Origin of the sequence: Sulfurirhabdus autotrophica, assembly GCF_004346685.1 — a bacterium.
GTDB classification, from domain to species: domain Bacteria; phylum Pseudomonadota; class Gammaproteobacteria; order Burkholderiales; family SMCO01; genus Sulfurirhabdus; species Sulfurirhabdus autotrophica.
This window is the reverse complement of the sequence record NZ_SMCO01000001.1, coordinates 312,629-330,523: the sequence shown is the minus strand read 5'-3', so window position 1 is coordinate 330,523 and position 17,895 is coordinate 312,629. Positions and strand designations below refer to the sequence as shown.

Genomic DNA, 17,895 nt, shown 5'->3' with positions numbered 1-17,895 from the left:
ATGCCATGCGTTTTGACAAGTTAACAACAAAATTTCAGCAAGCCCTTTCTGATGCACAAAGTATCGCTGTTGGCAACGACAATCAGTTTATTGAACCTCAGCATTTGCTTTTGGCATTGCTTGATCAGCAAGATGGTGGCACTTCGTCTTTGCTAGGGAGGGCTGGGGCTAATGTTCAGCCATTGCGCACCGCGGTTCAAGCTGCTATTTCACGCTTGCCCAAGGTAGAAGGGCATGAAGGGGAAGTTTCCCTTTCTCGAGATTTAAATAATTTATTAAATGTGACTGATAAGGAAGCGCAAAAGAGAGGGGATCAATTTATTGCCTCAGAGTTGTTTTTGCTCGCGCTGGCAAATGACAAAGGTGAGACCGGACGCCTGTTGAAAGAGCAAGGTGTCACCCGTGACTATCTTGAAAAAGCTGTTCAGGCAATGCGCGGTGGTGAATCTGTCAAAGATCAGGAAGCTGAAGGGCAAAGAGAAGCGCTGAATAAATATACGATTGATCTGACTGAGCGTGCCAAGCAGGGCAAGCTCGATCCGGTGATTGGCAGAGATGACGAAATTCGCCGGACCATTCAGGTTTTGCAGCGCCGCACCAAAAACAATCCAGTTCTAATTGGCGAACCCGGTGTAGGTAAAACCGCCATAGTAGAAGGTTTGGCTCAGCGTATTGTGAATGGTGAAGTACCAGAAACTTTGAAAAATAAACGCGTTCTGTCACTCGATATGGCCGCGCTGATTGCTGGCGCAAAATATAGAGGGGAATTTGAAGAGCGTCTTAAATCCGTTTTAAAGGAATTAGCACAGGATGAAGGCCAAACCATCGTATTTATTGATGAATTGCACACGATGGTTGGGGCTGGCAAGGCAGAAGGTGCCATGGACGCGGGCAACATGCTAAAGCCTGCGTTGGCACGGGGTGAATTGCATTGCGTGGGTGCGACAACGCTGGATGAGTACCGTAAGTACGTTGAGAAGGATGCCGCCCTGGAGCGGCGCTTCCAGAAAGTACTTGTGGGAGAACCAACGGTAGAAGACACCATAGCTATCCTCCGTGGTTTGCAGGAAAAGTATGAAGTGCACCATGGCGTCAATATTACCGACCCAGCCATTGTTGCAGCGGCGGAATTGTCAAACCGATACATTACAGACCGTTTCTTGCCTGACAAGGCAATTGATCTGATCGATGAGGCAGCTGCTCGCGTTCGGATGGAAATTGATTCCAAACCGGAAGTGATGGATAAGCTGGAACGTCGAACCATTCAGCTCAAGATTGAACGTGAAGCGGTTAAAAGAGAGAAAGATGAAGCTTCCAAAAAACGACTTGGCTTGTTGGAAGAGGAAATTAACAAGCTGGAACGTGAGTATGCCGATCTCGAAGATATCTGGAAAGCTGAAAAAGCTCAGGTACAGGGCAGTTCGCATATCAAGGAAGAGTTGGAAAAACTTCGCGTTGAAAAAGATGATGCTTATCGCAAGGGTGACTTCCAGAAAGTATCAGAGTTGCAGTATGGCCGTATTCCTCAGTTAGAAGAGCAACTGAAACAAGTGCCAGTAGAAGAAGTGGAAAAAACGCACAAGTTGCTTCGCACCCAGGTTGGCGCAGAAGAAATAGCAGAAGTGGTGTCACGCGCCACCGGGATTCCGGTTTCCAAAATGATGCAGGGTGAGCGTGACAAACTGTTACATATGGAAGATAAATTGCATGAAAGAGTAGTAGGGCAAGATGAAGCGACTAGACTCGTTTCAGATGCCATCCGTCGCTCACGTTCAGGTTTATCTGATCCAAATCGTCCCTATGGTTCCTTCCTGTTTCTTGGGCCGACTGGTGTCGGTAAAACCGAATTATGCAAAGCGCTGGCTGGTTTTCTGTTTGATTCGGAAGATCATTTGATCCGAATAGATATGTCTGAATTCATGGAAAAACATTCTGTAGCACGATTGATTGGTGCACCTCCCGGCTATGTGGGATATGAAGAGGGCGGGTATTTAACTGAAGCTGTTCGTCGAAAGCCTTACTCAGTGATTTTGCTGGATGAAGTGGAGAAAGCGCATCCGGATGTTTTTAATGTGCTTTTGCAAGTGTTAGATGATGGCCGGATGACTGATGGCCAAGGACGTACAGTAGATTTTAAAAATTCGGTGATTGTGATGACTTCAAATCTGGGTTCACAAATGATCCAGCAAATGGAGGGTGATGATTATCAAGTGGTTAAGCTGGCAGTGATGGGAGAGGTTAAAAACTATTTCCGTCCGGAATTTATTAACCGGATAGATGAAGTGGTCGTGTTCCACAGTTTGGGAGAAGATCAAATCAAATCCATTGCAAGTATACAGTTGCAATATTTATCCAAGCGTTTGGCGGCTATGGAGATGGGGCTTGAAGTAACGGATGCTGCATTGTCAGAGTTGGCTTCTGCAGGATTTGACCCCGTATTTGGGGCTCGTCCATTGAAGCGTGCGATTCAGTCGCAGTTGGAAAATCCGCTAGCCAAAGAAATTCTCTCGGGACATTTTGCAGCTAAGGATACGATTATGGTTGACTGCAAAAATGGGGTGATGGTATTTGATAAGAAATAATTGAATTTTTCATCAGAAAAAAAACGGGGCACTCACAAGCCCCGTTTTTTTTGCTATGCTGAAAATGGATGCAGGTAAATGTTGAAATATCAGCAGTGTTGTTGATGATACGACAATGTCTTATTGCTTATGAACTCATTAAATGGTATAACATAATGATTAATAATATTTTAATTGGTTTTTGAAACAAAGATTAATCTGGCATGGATGTTGCATATAGTTGTAATGTAGAACAATTATAATGCTGACTAGTCAGAAATAAACTTGAAGGGGTCTGCCATAAATGAATACGTCCATTAACAATTTGAAAGTAGAAGTTTCTCTGGAAAATGACGATAAAGGGCAAAATTTAGTACGGGTTGCTCTTTCGGATCAACAGTCTCAAGGGTGTTTTATGACCCCTGCGCAGGCACGAGTGTTAGCTACCGAATTAATTCAGGCAGTGCATAAAGCGGAAGTCCGTCACAAATTGCAAGCCAGTCACAACACAGCATGGCACGTTAGTAAAACCATGGCGTGAAATTGAGTCATTCTGTTGACAGATTTGTCGTTGCTCGTGTACTTTAGCTTATAACTGTTTACCTGGAGTGACGAAATGGCTGAAAAGCTAGTCATGATGCTACTTACGATTGATCCTGAAAACCCCCATCTTTGTGGTACGCCTTTTTTTCAGGCAGCGTCAGCTGCGGCTATGGATGTAGAAGTTGAAATTTATTTTGCCAGTCGTGCAACTCGCTTGCTAGTAAATGGCGTCGCTGACAAGATATTCCCTTCTGATAACAAAGTTAAATCTGTATATGGGTTTATGCAGGACGCTGCTGAACTGGGCGCAAAGTTTTTTGCATGTGGTGGCGCTTTGGATGCCTATTCCATAACCAAGGATATTTTAATCCCTGAATGCACAGGCGTTGCAGGTGGGGCATCTTATATGTGTCGGGTTCTGGATGATGAGTGGAAATCAATTTCTTATTGATTTTCAGTTAATTGGCACCTGATTTACAGGTGTTTGCTGTTTTTCCTGCTTCAGTCTTTAAAACATACACAGCATCGGCGATTATTTCTCACCGATGCTGTGTATTTCTTTTCCCAATACCTATTGAACGGGAAATGAACAAAATAGAGTGTCCAGCTTAAGCTGGAAATGCACTTTCTTCAATATCCAGATCATTTACAAAGCCCCATGCGCGTATGTAAGCTGACTCTAAATCATCAAAGTGTTCTTTCACCTTAATCCAATTTTGCGATTTTGCGGCTTGTTCCAGTAGCGTAGACAGTTCCTTAATTTCATTTGCCGCAATGTAGGCAGAAGCGCCTTTAATTTCGTGAGCAACACGAGCCACAGATAGATTATCTTCATTTTTAATTGCTGTTTGTAGCCTTTCAAATGATGACTGTGTGCTCGTTAGGTAAAGTTGGAGCAATTCTTGTACGATCTCATGGTCTTTCCCAAATACACGTTTAACGCGCTCTAAATCGATTGGCGGGGCAAGTGCCTCATCTGAACTGCTAGCTTCGGGTGTGGCTGTTGATTCTGAATTGCTTTGGAACGATGGGATGTGTTGGCTAATTATTCCTTCTATATCAGCAAGATGTAGTGGTTTCTTCAGATAATCATCCATGCCGGATATAAGACATTTTTCACGATCACCAGGCATAGCATTTGCAGTCATGGCAATAATGGGCACTTTTTTTGAAGCTGCTTGAAGCTTCTCAAATCGACGGATTTCTTTTGTTGCCTCAAATCCATCCATCTCAGGCATTTGGCAGTCCATGAGAATTAAATCATATAATTTTTCGGACATGGCAGATACTGCTTCACTTCCCGTGGTTGCCAGATCCGCTTTTATACCTAGTTTATGTAATATATACAAAATGACTTTCTGGTTTACGACATTATCTTCAGCAATAAGCACATTGCATGAAGATTTACTTTTTACAGGCTGACGTGGCATCACCGAGTTCTTTGGCGTATTTTTTGATGCACGTCCTGATAAGCTGCTTAAAGCCTGTAGTAGTTTAGCCTGACGCACGGGTTTCACTAAGCATTGATTAGCACCAGATATTCGCCATTCCTTTTCATGGTGGCGCTGTGATAGCGGGATCAGGGCGAGTATTTTAATTGAGCGCAATCTTTTATCGGTCTTTATTGCCGAGAAGAGTGACAAACCATCGCGTTTTGTAAACGGAATGTCGATAATAATCATGTCAAACGCGGCATTTGCTGATTGCGCCTCCAGCAATAGTTCTATGACTTGATCAGGTTGTGTGGTGCCAATGCAATCCATGCCCCAAAAATAAAGCTGCTCATTCAAAATATGTATGGCATTTGAATTGCTATTGAGGATGAGCGCACGCAAGCCACTTAGCAGGTTGGCGGAGATGGAAGGTTTATCATCTGCAATACATTGCTTTTGAAGGGAAATTCTAAACCAAAAAGTGCTGCCTTTACCTGGCGTGCTATTCACGCCGATGGAACCATTCATCATTTCCACCAGTTGCTTGGATATGGCCAAGCCCAAACCTGTGCCCCCATGTTTGCGTGTGGTTGAGCCATCTGCTTGAGAAAAAGATTGGAATAGCCGGTTTCGCTCTTCGGGTGTAATGCCAGTGCCAGTATCGGAAACCTCAAAAAGTAATTCTATATGGTTGTTATCTTCATTATTGGCGATGACTTTCAAAATGACCTCACCAGAGTCCGTAAACTTAATGGCGTTATCAGTCAGGTTAATCAAAATTTGGCGTAAACGTCCAGGATCACCAACAAAATAATTACTTAGGTCTGCCGGTATATGGCATAACAGATCGAGGCCTTTACTTTGAGCACGCTCTGCAAGCAACTCAAAGACATCTTCAATGGTTTCATGTAGATTAAAATCTATTGATTCAAGAGAAAGCTTACCCGCTTCAATTTTTGAAAAATCCAGAATGTCATTAATAATAGTCAGAAGTGACTCTGCAGAACCGCGAACCGTTTCTGCATAGTCTTTTTGCTCGTGGGTGAGGCGGGTATCCATTAGTAGGCTGATCATTCCGATAATACCGTTCATAGGTGTACGGATTTCATGACTTACATTGGCAACAAACTCTGATTTTACCCGTGTTGCCTCAAGTGCCGCTTCATAAGCCGATTTCATTTGTTTGTCAGCAAGCTTTCGCTCAGTAATGTCCCTGATAATAGCTTGCGTTACAATTTTTCCGTCCAGTTTTACTGAATGCAAGGCAATTTCGGATGGGAATAAAGTACCGTCTGAGCGTTTGCCTAGCCATTCAAAAAATGCATGACCCGTAGTCATAGCCTTATGCATATTTTCTGCTGCGTATTTATCGGAAGCAATCCCCTTGCTTTGCTCGATAGGACCAAGATCTGAAGGATTTTTACGGATGAACTCATCAACAGAGCCAATTAAAAACATATTGAGAGCGGCCTGGTTGCAATTAAGAAATCCTGATTCATCAAAAATAACGATACCGTCAGAATTAGATTCAAATAGCGTCATATATTTAAGTTGTTCTTTCTCAATCTCAATTGTTTGTCCGGCTGCGCGGCGAATCACAAAAATCGCAATCAAAATGCCTAAAATGACTGCCATAATACCTAACGTAATCATCATTAGCTGAGTGTTTTCATAAGCCTGTGATGCTTCTGATGCTGCAACTCTGCTTGAGTCGCGCTGGAGCATCATGAGCTCATCGAGCTCTTTGACAAGGTCTCTCAGCATGGGAATAGTTTCGGTTTGCAGAATTTTGAAAGCGGCGTCCTTGTTGTTTTCCAGCCCCAGTTCAATTGTTTTCACTACGACAGGTTGCGTAGCCGTGGTGACGTTCCTCAGTCTTTCCAAAACGGCTTGTTCAGCCTTGGTGAGGGGCATTTTGTCGAACTTCTGGCGTGCATACGTAAAGTTGATACCGTATTGATAGAAATTCTGGAGTTCTTCATCCATCTTGAACGGGTCATCCAGAACCACAATGGTGTGCATACTGATAGCCCGGTCACGAATAGAATCGCGCATGACGGTTGCCAATTCTGTTTTGACATTGTTCTCGTCAACAATACGTTCAAGGCGGTCATTAATCGAAGACATTTGGCTTAAACCAATTAATGTGAGCGAAATCATGAGTGCCAGGACAACGGCAAAACCGGTGCCAACACTAAATTTCATGTTTTTTGCAAACATTTATAGATTCCTTTGCATGCCGGTAGGCAGATAGCTGTATAGCAGATCAGTCTTATTTCTAACTAGATTAGATACCATATTAGTAATAATTACAATATGTTGTGAAAGTGTTATGAATTAATTTCAAGTTGTTTGTATAATTATTAATGAGAATCATTGCTATTTATATTGACATAGTAATGAGAATTGTTATCATGTATTGATTGTTGTTAATAATGATTCTCAATATTGAATGTACGGAAAAAGGATGAATATGCGTAAGAAAATGATAGCGTTGGCGTTAACGAGTGCGTTCTTTATGGAACAAGCGGTTGCTGCACAACCAACACTTGAAGAAAAGCTGGAAATTCTTCAGCAAGAAATTGAAGCGTTGAAAGTACAGATGAATAATAATCAGGTAGCGCAAAGCAAATCTTCAACAATCAGTCTGGCTAGTGACATGCCTGGTTATGACGCATCTGCTACTGGCGGTAAACGTTTTGATTATGGCCAATCACCTACTGTGATTGGGGGGTATGGCGAAGCTATTTATAACAATTACCGTGATAGCAGTGTTAAGGATCAAGCAGATTTAAGACGTTTTGTGTTGTTCTTTGGTCATAAGTTTAATGACAGATTGCGCTTTAATTCTGAGCTGGAAATTGAGCATTCCTGGATTGAGGGCGGGGAAGGTGGTGAGGTGGCTATGGAGCAAGCTTACCTCGAATATGCTATATCAGACAAAATCAACACGAGAGCAGGTTTAATGTTGATGCCGATAGGTATCACCAACGAGACACACGAACCGCCTACCTTCTATGGCGTAGAACGCAATCAGGTTGAATCATTGATCATTCCATCAACATGGCGTGAATTAGGCCTTTCGGCACAAGGCGAAGCACTGCCAGGGCTGGAATACAATGTTGGTATTTCAACAAGTCTTAATGCAGGGAAATTCAAAAAGCCAGAAAATGGACTGCGTGAAAGCCGGACTGCAGGTGGAGAAGCCGCAGCCAATGATTTGGGGTTTTTTGGTGCATTAAATTATCGTGGTGTGCCAGGGTTACTGGTTGGCGGTAGCGTATTTTCTGGCAATACAGGTCAGGATGGAGCGAGTAATGCGGCGCTTAAGGGAGTGGCAGCAAGAGTTACGTTGTGGGATCTGCATGCAAATTACACAGTAGGTGGGCTTGATTTGCAAGCGTTATATGCACGCGGCACTATGAACGATGCAGATAAAGTTAGCGCTGCGACAGGTGTTGTGGCACCTAAGTCCTTATATGGTTGGTACACACAGGCTGCCTATCACGTATGGAAAAAGGGTGATTTTGATGTGGCGCCTTTTATTAGGTACGAACGATATAACACGCAAGCTTCTGTTGCAGATGGTTATGCATCCGACCCGCTTAACAATGAAACAGTGACGACCATGGGTGTTAATTTTAAATTGCATCCTCAGGTAGTGCTAAAGGCAGACATTCAAAATTTTAAGACTGACAATAAGAAGGATCGGTATAATTTAGGTATAGGTTATATGTTCTAACCAGTTAATCGGTTGGAAGGATGATTTGGCCAGGAATATTATTCCTGGCCGTTTGTTTTATACTGGAAAAAAATACGGTTTTAAAAGAAGATTATGCGAAAACCAGCTCGTTCAGCTTTAACAATGATTGTTACAATTTGTGTTTTGTTTTTTTCATTGCCAGTTAGTGCCTTGGATCGCGTCATTATGGAGCCGGAAGTTTTTGTAGCCAATGCGTTTAGTAATAAACCGCTAGTCAAGACCATTTGGCTAACAAAAAATGTTGAATCTCAAGTAATGACTATACTTGGACACGCGCCAACTCAATTACGGCAACGTTATTGGAGCGACGGTGTTAAAACGTTATGGATTTTGGAAGAAATTGGGAAAGAAGATTTAATCACCGCTGGCTTTATAGTAATGGATGGCAAGATTGATCAAGCCAAGGTACTGGTGTATCGAGAAAGTCGTGGCATGGAAATAAAATACCCTGCATTCTTAAACCAATTCAAAGGACTATCTAATACTTCCGATAATCGACTTGAACATTCTGTTGATGGAATTTCAGGTGCTACGCTTTCTGTTCATGCTATGGAGCGTATGGCTCGCCTTGCTTTGTACTATGATCAGTTGAGTAAAGCAAAATGAGTTTGAGAATTCATTATATTCGACTAATCAGACGCTGGCATGCCAGGGTAGGTGTATTTGCTGCTTTGTTTCTGGTATTGCTTGTATTCACAGGGCTGGCACTGAATCATGAGGAAGCGCTTAAGCTGGATAAAATGGAAGTTTCAACGCCGTGGCTTATGCGTTGGTATGGCATTCACGCCAATTTTCCCACACAGGGATATTTACTTGGCCATGAATTTTTATCATGGTATGGCGAAAAATGGGCATGGGGAACCAGGGTGCTGCACGGAAGCGGTCAGCCGGTAGGCGCTATTGAAATTTCGGGTATAGCCTATATTGCAACCGCTTCTCAGCTTTATATGTTTCAGCAAGATGGACAGTTGTTGGATAAAGTAGAGAAACTATCTCTGCCAGGTTATCCGATCATTGCTGTGGGAAAAACCGGGGAAAGCATCGTGCTGAAAACTGCGGATGGCATTTTTACCAGTGGTGATGGGTTAAACTGGGATAATGCATCGGTTAATCATACTGTCTGGGTAAGCCTTGCTTCTTTACCCGATAAAACACTGCAACAGCAATCAGAATTATTGGCACCGGGCCTGCCAGCCCAGCGCATCTTACTGGATTTACATAGTGGCAGGTTATTTGGTCATTATGGTCCTTGGGTGATGGACTTTGTTGCGTTTGCTTTGCTTACGTTAGGCATGAGTGGTGTCTGGATTTATTGGCGATCTGTAAAACAAGGTAGAATGCAGAACAAATCACATTAATCCGCGAAGCATTTACATTCACAGTTATTTTCGAGCGACTTTCTAAATGACTATCAGACCGATTGAACGAAAAATGCTGTTAGGTGTCTGACGCATGCTTTAACTTTTTCATGATTATTAACGTGCGCAGCATACATACAACAAAAATGTTTTTAAAACAAAATGTCTTAATCCTGTTTTCATTGGCTTTTATTGGTGCCTGCTCAATTTTACCTGCGCCGAAAGAGTCACCCAAACCCGTCGTTGTGACCAAGCAACCCCAACCGAAAATCGCATTGGTTCTGGGAGGTGGTGCGGCACGCGGATTTGCTCATATCGGCGTAATTAAAGCACTTGAAGCCCAGGGTATTGTACCGGATATTGTGGTGGGTACGAGCGCTGGCAGTGTGGTAGGTGCGTTGTATTCAGGCGGTTATACTGGTTTTGAGCTGCAAAAAATAGCTTTCAAAATGGCTGAATCCAATGTTGGGGACTGGACTTTACCCAATCGCGGATTTATCAAAGGTGACAGTCTTCAAAATTTTATTAATACCGCTTTGCAAAACAAATCAATAGAAAAATTAAGCAAAACATTTGCAGCAGTGGCAACGGATTTGCAGTCGGGAGAGCAGGCTGTATTTCGTCGTGGCAACACGGGAATGGCTGTTCGGGCTTCCAGCAGTGTGCCTGGTTTATTTCAACCTGCCAGCATAAACGGCCGTGAATATGTAGACGGGGGGTTAACCAGTCCGGTACCCGTGAAAGCGGCAGGGGATATGGGGGCAGACATTATTATTGCGGTTGATATCTCAGCCAAACCAAAATTGGCGAAAATTAAAGATAGTATCGATCTGTTATTGCAAACTTTCAGTATCATGGGACAGACTATCAGTCGTTATGAACTAGCAGATGCAGATGTCGTTATTCGACCTGAAACGGGGGTTATTGGTGCTGCAGATTTTGAGCAAAGACATCTTGCTATCCTGGAAGGTGAGAAAGCAACGCAAGCTGCATTGCCTCTTATTCGACAGGTTTTACAGAAGAAGGGTTGGAAAGGTCTACCCGATTAGCAGTCATGAAGCGCTTTGCCCAGTAAGATTCTTTCATGTTGGAAATCAAGACGCTGCCAGTTGAGCTGCTGCTTGCGTGAATAAAGCGGTTATTTCCCAGATAAATGCCAACATGTGAAATGGCTTTGCGCATGGTTTTAAAAAACACCAGATCACCAGGGCGAAGCTCACTCTTTGTAACTTTACTCCCTACCGTACTGATTTCAGAAGCAGAACGAGGCAACACCAAGCCAGCCGCGCTTTCAAATACGTGTCCCACAAAACCGCTACAATCCAGACCTGTTTCAGGGGAGCTTCCACCGTATTTATATTTCACACCTACAAGGCTTAGGGCATTCATCAGCAATTCGGAAACGTGGCCAGGCGATTTTTCTTGTGAAGCTGTGATTGGTTGACTGTCGGCTTTGTTATTTAAATCAGTCGGTTCTGCCGCGTTTGAAGTGGCTGAACTGAGGATGATACTGACAGATAATAGTGCTACGCGATAATTCATGGGCACAAATGTAACTGATGGTTGGTGTTTTTGTAAAGCAAATTTATGTACGTTTCATATTAAATAGCGTTAATATTCATATAGTATTCCGATAATAGTCAATCTTTAAGTGGAGAATGTTATGAGTGAAATTGGACAAAACACTGTATCAGACGAGAGCCTGAAGGGGGCTATAAGTGAAAGTGTTCAGCAGGATAAAGATATTCGTACAAGAGTGCGAGATACAACGATACAGGCACTGAACTCAAAAAGTCTGGATACTAAGGAAATAAAAAGTGTCATCAAGTCTGTCACAGAGGGTATTAACCTTGGTCTGGATAAACGGTCTGGTGAAATTAAATCTGCACTTTCCGAAGCAATAGCTGGTCTTGATGAGGCTTTAATGAAGTCTGCACAGGCAACGCATTTGGCGCTGCGGCAGCTAACTTCTCAAAGTAAAGACTTTACAGATCATGAGCTGAAGGATGCGCTGGATAATTTGAAATTACTGGAAGAAGATTTTCTCTCAACTGTTAGTCATGTAGCAGAGGGTGCCAGTAGCAAGGTCAAGCAAGAAATGACTGATCTGATAACCCATGCAAGACGAGCCGGGACAGATACGGGTGCAAAGGTTGCTGAGGCAGTTAACGAATTTGGAAGCCGGTTGAAATCTACTTTGGACGGGAGTGCAACTACCGGAAAAGAGGCAGCACGAGAAGTGAGCAAACGTTTGGCCACGATTGCCAGTGGGATTTTTTCCGGGTTGGCAGATGCGCTACATGAAAAATCTAAAAAATAATAAGATTCCTGTTTAAATTAAGGTTGTCAGATGCTTTGGGAAACAATCAATGTCATGCGGGATATTTCACGTCTGCATGACATCACTTCAGTCATGATTCGATATGGTGGCGGGGATTTTGTTCGCCTCATAGGAATCGGAAATATTCTTGAACGCGCGGGAAGAATCCTTCATTGGAAAGAAGCAAGTGAAATCAGCCAGCTTGAGCCTGCAGTAAGGGTAAGGCGTGCGCTAGAAGAACTTGGGCCCGCTTTTGTCAAATTGGGTCAGGTGTTGGCTACCAGAGTCGATATTTTTCCGCCTAACTGGATTGCAGAATTCGAGAAGCTGCAAAGTGAAGTTCCTCCTGTACCTTTTGAAGATCTGCTACCGGACCTTCAAAAGATACTGGGAAAAGCGCCTGATGAGATTTTTCGTGATTTAAACGCTATTCCATTTGCAGCGGCTTCTATTGCGCAGGTTCACCTGGCCAAGTTGCAGGATGGCACTCCCGTTGTGTTGAAAATCCGGCGCCCAGGTATTGAATCTGTCATTGAAGCTGATTTACGTATTCTGGCGCATCTCGCACGACTGATTGAATCGGAAATACCGGAGTCGCGCCGGTATCAGCCCAGCCAGGTTGTTTCACAATTTAAACGGTCTTTGCGTCGCGAACTGGATTTTGCGATGGAGGCGCGTAATATTGATCGTTTCAGAAACAATTTTCAGGATGATCCCACTGTAGTCGTGCCACAGGTATATTGGGAGTACACCAGTGAAATCATGAATGTACAGGAGGCCATTCAGGGCATACCGGGCACTAACCTTAAAAAAGTGGATGAATCAGGTTTAGATCGTAAGCTATTAGCTGCACGGGGAGCAGATGCTGTGCTGAAAATGATCATGATTCATGGCTATTTTCATGCTGATCCGCACCCGGGTAATGTATTTTATCTGCCTGAAAATCGTATTGGTATTATTGATTTTGGCATGGTTGGCAGAATCACTGATTATAGACGCAATCAGATTGTTAATTTGTTATATGCCTTGGCCAAAAAAGATGAAGAGGGCATGCTCGATGTACTGATGGATTGGACAGGTGATGGCGCAGTTAATGAAACGAAATTGGCGACAGATGTCAGTGAGTTTGTTTTTAATTTTGATAATGTGCAGTTAAAAGATCTCAGGCTTGGCCCGCTATTAAGTGAAATAACGGTGATCATGCGTGAAAACGGACTGGTTTTGCCATCGGATTTAACGCTTTTGTTCAAAGCGCTTATTACGCTGGAAGGTTTAGGGCAGCAACTGGACCCTGAGTTTCATATGCTTGAGCATCTGACGCCATTTGTCCGCAGCGTGATTACAGAACGCTATAAACCTGCTGCCTTATTAAAACGAGGGCAACATGGTTTAAAAGACCTGATGGAAATTGCAACAGCACTTCCAAGGGATCTAGCCAAGCTTTTACGTGAAGCGCGACGTGGCAAACTAAAAATTGATCTAGATCTGAAACGGCTTGACCATTTTGGTTCGCAACTTGATCGCAGTACGAATCGTTTGACTTTAGGTATTTTGACTGCTTCACTGGTGATAGGCTCATCCATCGTGATGACAGTAAAAGGTGGGCCAACCGTATTTGGCTTGCCGCTGTTTGGATTGCTTGGATTTTTTGTGGCATTTTTAAACAGCATCTGGATTATTTTTTCTATCTGGCGTTCTGGCAAAGAGTGAATGGGTGTCACAAAAAACAATTATTGTAATAACTGACATTTATATCTAAAGTTTTATTACGTTTCGACCGATAAGTTCGGTAGGTAAAAAAATAAAGCGGAGTGGAATAAATTTTATGAGACCAAGCATACTACGTAACTTGTTGTTTTCGTTTTTGGGTTTTGGTGTTGCTGTTGCGGCAGTTTTTCCTTTTTATGCCGATTTCTTTGTGGAATGGAAGCCAGGCATGCTGGTCTGGTTCGTAGTCGGGTGTTTGGTAGCAGGTATCATTATTGGTTTCGTCAACTACTGGTTACTGAACGTTATCCTGCTGCAAAAACTGAGAAGGATTTCTGAAGTTGCCACTTCCATCTCAAATAAAGATTTAAGCTTTGCTTGCTCTATGTCTAGCGCAGATACTATTGGTGAAATTATCGACAGTTTTAATGGTATGACTGAAAATCTGCGCCAATTGATCGGTCAGACCTCTGGTTTAAGTGGTACTGTCCGTGCAGATAGTAGTGGTATTCGTTCCCTGATGGGGCAAATCAACAAGAATGTGGATCAGCAAGCTGATCGTGCTGGCCAGATCAATAAAGCGATTGATCATCTTGCCCATACCGTTTCTGAAATTAATCAGAATTCAAATGAAGCTGCAAGCCAGGCACGTGAGGCTGCGGGTGTGGCTAGCCAGGGTGGTGTGGTTGTACAGCAAACAATCAGTGGCATGGATAAAATCAGCCAGGCTGTGAATGAGGCCGCTCAAGCTGTAGAAAATCTGGGTGAAAGTTCGGATAAAATTGGCGCTATCGTAGCGGTGATTAAAGAAATTGCAGAACAAACCAACTTGCTGGCTTTGAACGCTGCCATTGAAGCTGCACGTGCCGGTGAACAGGGACGTGGTTTTGCGGTGGTAGCTGATGAGGTGAGAAAGCTTGCGGAGAAAACGACGCATGCTACTCAGGAAATCAGCCAGATGATTCAGTCTATCCAGCAAGAAACAGGTCAAGCAGTCAAAACAATGGAAACGGGTACGACTGAAGTGCGTAGCGGGGTAGAAATGGCCCGTGAAGCAGGAAGTGCCTTGAAGAAAATTGTGGCTGGCGTAGAACTGGTTACTCGCATGGTTCAGGATATTGCTCAGGCAACAGATCTCCAGAATGAAGACGTAAGCAGTATCCGTGAAAACATCGTGGAGATTGGTAGTTTAATTGACGGAACTATTCAGAATACACGTGAAGGTTCTTCCAAAGCAGAGGCACTGGTAGAACTGGCAGAAAATCTGGATGCAACAGTCAAGGCATTCAAACTGAGTTAATTCAATTCCAGCTGATTTTCAGCTGGAATATGTTTCTGTACTGACTATAATGAACTCATAGGAGTTCATTATGAAGTTTCATTATTTAAAGCTCTCTCCAGTAGTATTTATCCTAAACTTGTTTAAAGCAGGTTTAGGATTTTTCTTTTATAGTTTGGCTATTCCCTATGACGGATAAGCTTTTCTATCTCCCTCGTGAACGTTTTCAGTTTTTTCTGACTTGCATTTCCAATCATTGTTACCAATGTATTGGCCCTCAGCTCAGGGATGGCGCAATTCTATATGAAGCATTTACCAGTGTAGAAGCATTGCCAAAAGGGTATAGAGACTCGCAAAAACCTGGTGAATATCGAGTTAAGCAAAATGGAGATCAGCGTTTTTTTGCCTGGGCAAACGGTCCGCAAGCATTAAAACCGCTTTTCTTTGCGCCGGAAGAACCGATGTGGCGTGCGCATAAGAACGATGAAGGTTTTGTAGTAGATGGGCTGCTACCAGAAACTAAGTCTATTGCGGTTATAGGTGCACGTGCTTGTGATCTGGCGGCGCTTAAAATTCAGGACAAGGTATTCTTGCAAGGGGATTATATCGATCCTTACTACGCCAGGCGTCGTGAATCAGTGTTTTTGGTGGGAGTAAATTGCACTCATAGTGCATCTACCTGCTTTTGTGTTTCTGCAGGAAATGGTCCAAGGTGCGATTCTGGTTTTGACATTGTGCTGACAGAACTGGATGACGGATTCGTTGTTCAGGCTGGTAGTGAAATGGGTGGAATTATTTTATCAGAGCTGAATTTGGGTACTGCTATAGAAGAACAGATTTTACTATCTAACAGTGCCACTGAATACGCGGCTACAACTCAGACACGCTCCTTGCCAGAAGAGGATTTGCGTAAAACCCTATTTGCCAATTTACACCACGAACGATGGGAAAATGTAGCAGAACGTTGCTTGTCTTGTGGTAATTGCACTCAGGTTTGCCCCACTTGTTTTTGCCATACTGAAGCTGAAGTGCCTGCTCTGGATGGCAATTCGAGCGTACATATGCGGCAGTGGGCCTCCTGTTTTAGTGAAGGGCATGGGTATATCCATGGTATGCAGACACGCCCGGAGATTACACATCGTTACCGTCAATGGCTGACGCATAAGCTAGGTAGCTGGCATGACCAATTTGGTACCAGTGGATGTGTGGGGTGTGGTCGTTGCATGACATGGTGCCCTGCAGCGATTGATATGGTGGAAGAGGTCAACATCATTTGCGGTGGAGACCGTTTCTGGCAATCCGGTGAAGGGGCGTTATGAATCCCTATTTGCCCTATGAAGCGGAAATAATGGAGCGCCATCAGGAAACTGATACTGTTTTTACTTTGCACTTGCGTTTGACGGACCCTGAGATGGGCAGGTCCTATCAATTTCAGCCTGGCCAATTCAATATGTTGTATCTGTTTGGTGTTGGAGAAGTACCGATTTCCATTTCTTCCGATCCGCAAGAGCCTCACCTGCTTGGTCATACAATCAGGTCAGTTGGGCGAGTTACGGAAGGAATGGCAAAATTGGCAGTGGGAGACCGTATTGGTATTCGTGGCCCTTATGGACGGGGTTGGCCGCTTAAAGCGGCAGAGGGCAAGGATGTGATTATTGTCACAGGAGGCTTAGGCTGTGCCCCTGTGGTTTCTGTGATTAACTACATCATGAAGAGGCGGGACAGGTACGGTAAACTGACCATTATTCAGGGTGTGAAACATCCGCGAGACATGATTTATCGTGAGCAATACGATGCCTGGGCTAAAATTCCCGATACACGGGTTTTTTTGTCGGCCAGTTCAGGTGAGGCGCTATGGCCTTGGCACGTAGGTTCTGTCATTGATTTATTTTCCGAAGTAAAGTTTGACTCTGCTGTTTCGGTGTCCATGATGTGCGGACCAGAAGGTATGATGATTGCCGCTATTCGTTTGTTGCTTGAACGAGGAATGCCGGAACACTCAATTTACATGAGTATGGAACGCAATATGCAATGCGCCATAGGACATTGTGGCCACTGTCAGTATGGTGGGAAATTTATCTGCAAAAACGGTCCTGTGTTTGCATATCCTGATGTGAAGGAACTGCTGGGAATAAAGGGATTTTGATTAATTTGCCGAAACCAAGCATTGCTGTCCATAAATTCACCTCCTGTGATGGCTGTCAGCTTGCGTTTTTAAACATGGGTGAAGCATTCCTGCAATTGGCTGAACAAGTGAATATTCTACATTTTGCCGAGACAGGAAAAGTGGATACATATGCAAAAGTTGATATTGCTTTTGTTGAAGGTAGCGTATCTACACCCTCTGAAATTGAACGCATTCAGAAAATTCGAAAGAACAGCGAATATGTGATTACGATGGGTGCCTGCGCAACCTCAGGCGGCATTCAGGCGCTGCGAAATGGGGCTGAAAATAGCGCTGACTGGGTCGCCGCTATTTACGCCTCACCTGAGCACATCCAAAGTCTGGCGGCTTCTGACGCAATAGCAAAACATGTGAAAGTGGATCTGGAGTTATGGGGTTGCCCTGTTAGCTCGCGCCAGATCATTCAGGCAATTCGGGATAAGTTGTCTGGTGTGCGGCCTGCGGTTAATGCTGACAGTGTTTGCATGGAATGCAAACGCAAAGGCAATGTGTGCGTTCTGGTGTCACAGGGCAAGCCCTGTATGGGGCCGGTTACGCGCACCGGATGCGGTGCGCTTTGCCCAAGCTTCGGACGAGATTGCTATGCATGTTATGGCCCTTCAGAACAAGTTAACGCAGCATCGCTTTCTCGCCGCTTTGAAGGATTAGGTCTATTGCCTGACCAGGTTGCACACCGTTTTCAGTTTATCCATAGTGCGGCTGATGCATTTAAGCTAACAGAAAAGAAGTGAGGGCAGGCAGCACAT

15 protein-coding genes are annotated in these 17,895 nt (G+C 43.8%); 13 read left to right on the top strand and 2 right to left on the bottom strand.

The genetic code is table 11. The features are described 5' to 3' along the window. Positions 1–5 precede the first annotated feature (5 nt). From clpB to EDC63_RS01660, 3 genes are all read left to right on the top strand, one after another. Positions 6–2,582, top strand: a complete 2,577-nt coding sequence (gene clpB, locus EDC63_RS01670; RefSeq protein ID WP_124947685.1) for an ATP-dependent chaperone ClpB — start codon at positions 6–8, stop codon at positions 2,580–2,582. 283 nt (positions 2,583–2,865) lie between these two features. Further along, entirely contained in the window at positions 2,866–3,102 is a 237-nt protein-coding gene (locus EDC63_RS01665; protein ID WP_124947686.1) for a hypothetical protein, read from the top strand. A gap of 75 nt (positions 3,103–3,177) precedes the next feature. Beyond that, a complete protein-coding gene (locus EDC63_RS01660) occupies positions 3,178–3,555 on the top strand; it encodes a DsrE family protein (RefSeq protein ID WP_124947687.1) in 378 nt (125 codons plus the stop codon). Between the two features lie 157 nt (positions 3,556–3,712). Here EDC63_RS01660 and EDC63_RS01655 read toward each other — a convergent pair whose 3' ends face one another. Further along, positions 3,713–6,757 carry a response regulator gene (locus EDC63_RS01655; protein ID WP_132920868.1) on the bottom strand — a complete coding sequence of 1,015 codons (3,045 nt, stop codon included), beginning with the start codon at positions 6,755–6,757 and terminating at the stop codon, positions 3,713–3,715. A 253-nt stretch (positions 6,758–7,010) separates the two neighbouring features. Between EDC63_RS01655 and EDC63_RS01650 the strand changes: the two genes are divergently transcribed. The 4 genes from EDC63_RS01650 to EDC63_RS01635 all read left to right on the top strand — a co-directional run bounded on the left by EDC63_RS01650 (position 7,011) and on the right by EDC63_RS01635 (position 10,707). Then, positions 7,011–8,279, top strand: a complete 1,269-nt coding sequence (locus tag EDC63_RS01650) for a porin (RefSeq protein ID WP_124947690.1) — start codon at positions 7,011–7,013, stop codon at positions 8,277–8,279. Between the two features lie 93 nt (positions 8,280–8,372). Next, positions 8,373–8,906, top strand: coding sequence for an FMN-binding protein (locus EDC63_RS01645; RefSeq protein WP_124947691.1), 534 nt, complete (start codon positions 8,373–8,375; stop codon positions 8,904–8,906). Next, positions 8,903–9,658: a PepSY domain-containing protein gene (locus tag EDC63_RS01640; protein WP_124947692.1), complete on the top strand. Its 756-nt coding sequence runs from the start codon at positions 8,903–8,905 to the stop codon at positions 9,656–9,658. Before EDC63_RS01645 ends, EDC63_RS01640 begins: the two co-directional genes overlap by 4 nt. Positions 9,659–9,804: 146 nt before the next feature. Further along, positions 9,805–10,707 (top strand): patatin-like phospholipase family protein, encoded by a 903-nt coding sequence (locus EDC63_RS01635; RefSeq protein ID WP_124947693.1) that lies wholly within the window; start codon positions 9,805–9,807, stop codon positions 10,705–10,707. On the opposite strand, the gene EDC63_RS01630 is transcribed toward EDC63_RS01635, so the two are convergent. Beyond that, positions 10,658–11,200, bottom strand: a complete 543-nt coding sequence (locus EDC63_RS01630; protein ID WP_124947694.1) for a C40 family peptidase — start codon at positions 11,198–11,200, stop codon at positions 10,658–10,660. The two genes, EDC63_RS01635 and EDC63_RS01630, sit on opposite strands and share 50 nt — an antisense overlap. 121 nt (positions 11,201–11,321) lie before the next feature. Between EDC63_RS01630 and EDC63_RS01625 the strand changes: the two genes are divergently transcribed. From EDC63_RS01625 to EDC63_RS01600, 6 genes are all read left to right on the top strand, one after another. Further along, positions 11,322–11,978, top strand: a complete 657-nt coding sequence (locus tag EDC63_RS01625) for a DUF6781 family protein (protein ID WP_124947695.1) — start codon at positions 11,322–11,324, stop codon at positions 11,976–11,978. A gap of 30 nt (positions 11,979–12,008) precedes the next feature. Beyond that, the gene (locus EDC63_RS01620; RefSeq protein WP_124947696.1) at positions 12,009–13,688 is read left to right on the top strand and encodes an ABC1 kinase family protein; all 1,680 of its coding nucleotides are present in this window, start codon (positions 12,009–12,011) and stop codon (positions 13,686–13,688) included. Between the two features lie 115 nt (positions 13,689–13,803). Beyond that, the gene (locus EDC63_RS01615) at positions 13,804–14,985 is read left to right on the top strand and encodes a methyl-accepting chemotaxis protein (RefSeq protein ID WP_124947697.1); all 1,182 of its coding nucleotides are present in this window, start codon (positions 13,804–13,806) and stop codon (positions 14,983–14,985) included. A gap of 167 nt (positions 14,986–15,152) precedes the next feature. Next, positions 15,153–16,283, top strand: coding sequence for a 4Fe-4S dicluster domain-containing protein (locus EDC63_RS01610; RefSeq protein ID WP_124947698.1), 1,131 nt, complete (start codon positions 15,153–15,155; stop codon positions 16,281–16,283). Beyond that, positions 16,280–17,110 (top strand): FAD/NAD(P)-binding protein, encoded by an 831-nt coding sequence (locus EDC63_RS01605; protein ID WP_124947699.1) that lies wholly within the window; start codon positions 16,280–16,282, stop codon positions 17,108–17,110. The genes EDC63_RS01610 and EDC63_RS01605 overlap by 4 nt, the downstream gene beginning before the upstream one ends. Further along, positions 17,107–17,880 (top strand): NADH-quinone oxidoreductase subunit B family protein, encoded by a 774-nt coding sequence (locus EDC63_RS01600; protein ID WP_223272267.1) that lies wholly within the window; start codon positions 17,107–17,109, stop codon positions 17,878–17,880. Before EDC63_RS01605 ends, EDC63_RS01600 begins: the two co-directional genes overlap by 4 nt. Positions 17,881–17,895: the final 15 nt, after the last annotated feature.

Bases quoted from the DNA above. Each gene is read 5' to 3' on its own strand.
- EDC63_RS01640 (WP_124947692.1), top strand. From the start codon at position 8,903: ATGAGTTTGAGAATTCATTATATTCGACTAATCAGACGCTGGCATGCC.
- EDC63_RS01650 (WP_124947690.1), top strand. From the start codon at position 7,011: ATGCGTAAGAAAATGATAGCGTTGGCGTTAACGAGTGCGTTCTTTATG.
- EDC63_RS01625 (WP_124947695.1), top strand. From the start codon at position 11,322: ATGAGTGAAATTGGACAAAACACTGTATCAGACGAGAGCCTGAAGGGG.
- EDC63_RS01610 (WP_124947698.1), top strand. From the start codon at position 15,153: ATGACGGATAAGCTTTTCTATCTCCCTCGTGAACGTTTTCAGTTTTTT.
- EDC63_RS01660 (WP_124947687.1), top strand. From the start codon at position 3,178: ATGGCTGAAAAGCTAGTCATGATGCTACTTACGATTGATCCTGAAAAC.
- EDC63_RS01630 (WP_124947694.1), bottom strand. From the start codon at position 11,200: ATGAATTATCGCGTAGCACTATTATCTGTCAGTATCATCCTCAGTTCA.
- EDC63_RS01620 (WP_124947696.1), top strand. From the start codon at position 12,009: ATGCTTTGGGAAACAATCAATGTCATGCGGGATATTTCACGTCTGCAT.
- EDC63_RS01605 (WP_124947699.1), top strand. From the start codon at position 16,280: ATGAATCCCTATTTGCCCTATGAAGCGGAAATAATGGAGCGCCATCAG.
- EDC63_RS01615 (WP_124947697.1), top strand. From the start codon at position 13,804: ATGAGACCAAGCATACTACGTAACTTGTTGTTTTCGTTTTTGGGTTTT.
- EDC63_RS01645 (WP_124947691.1), top strand. From the start codon at position 8,373: ATGCGAAAACCAGCTCGTTCAGCTTTAACAATGATTGTTACAATTTGT.
- EDC63_RS01665 (WP_124947686.1), top strand. From the start codon at position 2,866: ATGAATACGTCCATTAACAATTTGAAAGTAGAAGTTTCTCTGGAAAAT.
- clpB (WP_124947685.1), top strand. From the start codon at position 6: ATGCGTTTTGACAAGTTAACAACAAAATTTCAGCAAGCCCTTTCTGAT.
- EDC63_RS01635 (WP_124947693.1), top strand. From the start codon at position 9,805: ATGTTTTTAAAACAAAATGTCTTAATCCTGTTTTCATTGGCTTTTATT.
- EDC63_RS01655 (WP_132920868.1), bottom strand. From the start codon at position 6,757: ATGTTTGCAAAAAACATGAAATTTAGTGTTGGCACCGGTTTTGCCGTT.